The sequence below is a fragment of the Okeania sp. SIO3I5 genome (assembly GCF_010672085.1).
Lineage (GTDB): Bacteria > Cyanobacteriota > Cyanobacteriia > Cyanobacteriales > Microcoleaceae > Trichodesmium.
The window spans coordinates 5,109-8,103 of the sequence record NZ_JAAHHT010000333.1; the positions used below are offsets into that span (position 1 = coordinate 5,109).

At 37.3% G+C, this 2,995-nt stretch carries 2 protein-coding genes; both read right to left on the reverse strand.

Features of this window, described 5'->3' with window-relative positions:
• Positions 1-2,125 (reverse strand): DUF4347 domain-containing protein (locus F6K40_RS36890; RefSeq protein WP_293144176.1); only part of this gene is annotated, 2,125 nt, incomplete at its 3' end.
• A gap of 474 nt (positions 2,126-2,599) precedes the next feature.
• A complete protein-coding gene (locus tag F6K40_RS36895; protein ID WP_293144179.1) occupies positions 2,600-2,740 on the reverse strand; it encodes a hypothetical protein in 141 nt (46 codons plus the stop codon).
• Between the last annotated feature and the right edge of the window lie 255 nt (positions 2,741-2,995).

Genomic DNA, 2,995 nt, shown 5'->3' on the forward strand with positions numbered 1-2,995 from the left:
CTGTGACTGCTACTCCATTGAGTAAGAGTGTACCATCTGTTGGCAGACTGGTAATTTGGATTTTCGTGAGGGGGTCACTTTCTGGGTCGGTGTATTTGCCTGTGAAATCGGTGGCACTAAAACTGATGTCAGTATCTTCTGTTCCACTCTTGCTAATATCATCTACTACTGGTGGGTCGTTGGTTGGGGTAATACTAATCGTCGTTGTCGCTGTATTGCTTTCAAAAGCATCTCCAGTATCTTCTACAACTACTACTTCAATAACCCGATCGGTTGTATCTGGAGTGTCAGAAATATTATCATAAACAATTCCGTCAATAATATCCTGATATATTTCCATAGTTGCACTACCTGTCAGTTGCAGCACTCCCGTAGCCGAATCATAGCTAAATATAATACTATTGTCGCTCGCCACAGTTGTCGCAGAAGTGTTCAGAGATAGGCTTTCATCAGTACCATCTAATATATTTGTTAGAGTTATAGTAGCAGATGCCATATTATCGCCATCGCCATCAGTGATATCATTGACGCTAGCTATAGCTACCGCACCACCACCCTCCGTAAAAGTCGTGCTGTAATCAGCATCGGGTAATGGTGTACTGCTATCTAAGTCTATTTGTGGTGGATCTTCAATTGTCTGTATTACAAGGTTGCTAACTTCATGAAAGTTTGTCGAACCTCCTGTTGAAGCTGCAAAACCATATTTAAAAGTACCTGGTAACGTTCCATTTTTAGCTTCTATATCAATGTTTTGCAGAGCCGTTGGTTGCTCATCAGTATCATCATAATCACCATCATTATTTAGGTCAATACTAACACTAAGAAGGCCATCTTTAGTTAGTTCAATTCTAACATTTATTGTTGATGAAGCTCTAGTTCCACTAACATCGTCTATTCCAGCAGCAATAGTACCCGTTCCTGCTATATATTTGTAGTCATTAGCCTCGCTACCTCGAATTGCGATCGAATCTGGTGTTAGCCCTGGACCTTCCGGACGTCCTTGAGTAGGGTTAGAAAAGTTGCCAAATTCATCAAACCCAATTCCTATATAACCTCCCACTAAACCAGCTCTGTCTCTCTCAGAAAATGAGCCATCACCTTCGGTATCTGGATTGGTTTCTGGGAATACACCGTCCTCATCATTATCTCGTATAGCATAGCCTAAGGAACCACCATAACCTCCAGCTTGGGTTGGGTTCGCGTCACCGTCAATTAGGAAAAAGCTAATTCCATCTGCTCCTGAACCACCATAGGCATAAATCTTAAATTCAACTGTTAAACCAGCATCAGAACGAAAAGGCTCGTCATAAATAACAAACCCTGCTCGTCTATTTTCTGCTGCAGTTAACCTTAAAGCACCATTCCCTTCAGAATCTGCTCCTGCGCCAATACCAGGAATACCATTTTCCTGGGCGTCTTCGACAAATCTCGCTGTTAAGACAGGATTTTTGACGTCAGTAGGATCGCCACTGGTTTCATCAGTACCATATATCCAATTCAGGAAGTCTGTATTTAATTCAGCGTTTTGAAAAGTTTCATCAACCAAAGTTATAGGTAGAATGGAGTGATAAAGTTTTAACACCCCTACTTCAAACGGCATTATTACATCAACATTGCCTAAATTAACCTCCAACTCCCAGTCACCACCTAAAGCAGCATTACCAGTTGGCGTTGCCGAAGCTGCAACATTTCCACTTGTAACTTCACCGAGCCGTTCCAAAAATTCCTTACCTACATTACCAGCAGCAACACGACAACCGTAGAGCAATAAATTTGTCACCGACCAATTTTCTAACTCTTGGGAATAATCATTATTAATACTGTTAATATTTAATTGACTATTACCCAAATATAAACACCCAGGCGCACCATGAGAAACTATATGTATAGATAATATGTGAGGGTATCTTTTTATAACTCTAGTAATCTGCTGGACACCATCTGAAGTTGGATCAAGAATTACTACTTTTGTTCCTGGTAAAACTCCGTTAGCTAAACCCTCGTAATCTTCTACATTAGAATCTATAAAAACTATTTGTTGTGGAGATTCTAGTTGACTAGAGACATTAATAAACTGGAGAGTTTTTTTGGCAGATATGGATTGGTAGATATTGACTTTAGACATTACTTTACTCCCTGGAAATAGATTATAGGTAGATATTAACTTATAAATTTATTCTATTATATAACAATTTTAAATTACTTGCGACAAGGACTCAACCCTCAAAAACCTAATTCAGTCAGATTTTTTTTTAGATTAATATCACAATACTATATAGGTAAGTTGATTAACGTAATGTTTGATATTCACGGAAATTAAATTATCAGCCAAATGTTGTATTTTTAGCAGTTTTTATATAGTCAATTAGCGGATAACTTACAAAACATATCACCATAGCGACGCCAGGTATTCTGACTTTTAACATCAGAAAGTTCTAACTAAATTAATATAATTTTCGGTCGAATAATCTTAACAAAAATATTTTGATCCGCCATTCATACCTTCTTAAAATTTGAAATACCCTACTATGCCATCTCTATATGCTGATCATCTTTAAATTATCTGATACAAAATCCGGCTTTAAAAACCCCATTACATTTAGGCGAAGTTTAGCCAATGATAATTAGTGAAATTTTTAATTTCTGTTTTCATTTCAGTAAGTACATTACATCTTTTGACTAAAATCTCTTCTAACTCATCAATAGTTTCAAAACACTCATTTACTAATGGCTCATCCACCAATTTCCATAAGCGTTATGCTGGTTGTAATTATGGAGAATATTGTGGTATAAATTCTATTTATATTCCTTCTGGAATTTGACATTTTTGACTCCGATGCCCCATACGCATTATCCTCAATTAATAAGATTTTTTTTGTCAGAAATTCCTACATCCTCAGCCAATTGTTTGTCAACAATATTCAACCATAATGTATTGACTCTTGGGATTAAATACCAGCTTCTTTCTCCAGTTTTCGGCTTAACATGCGCCATA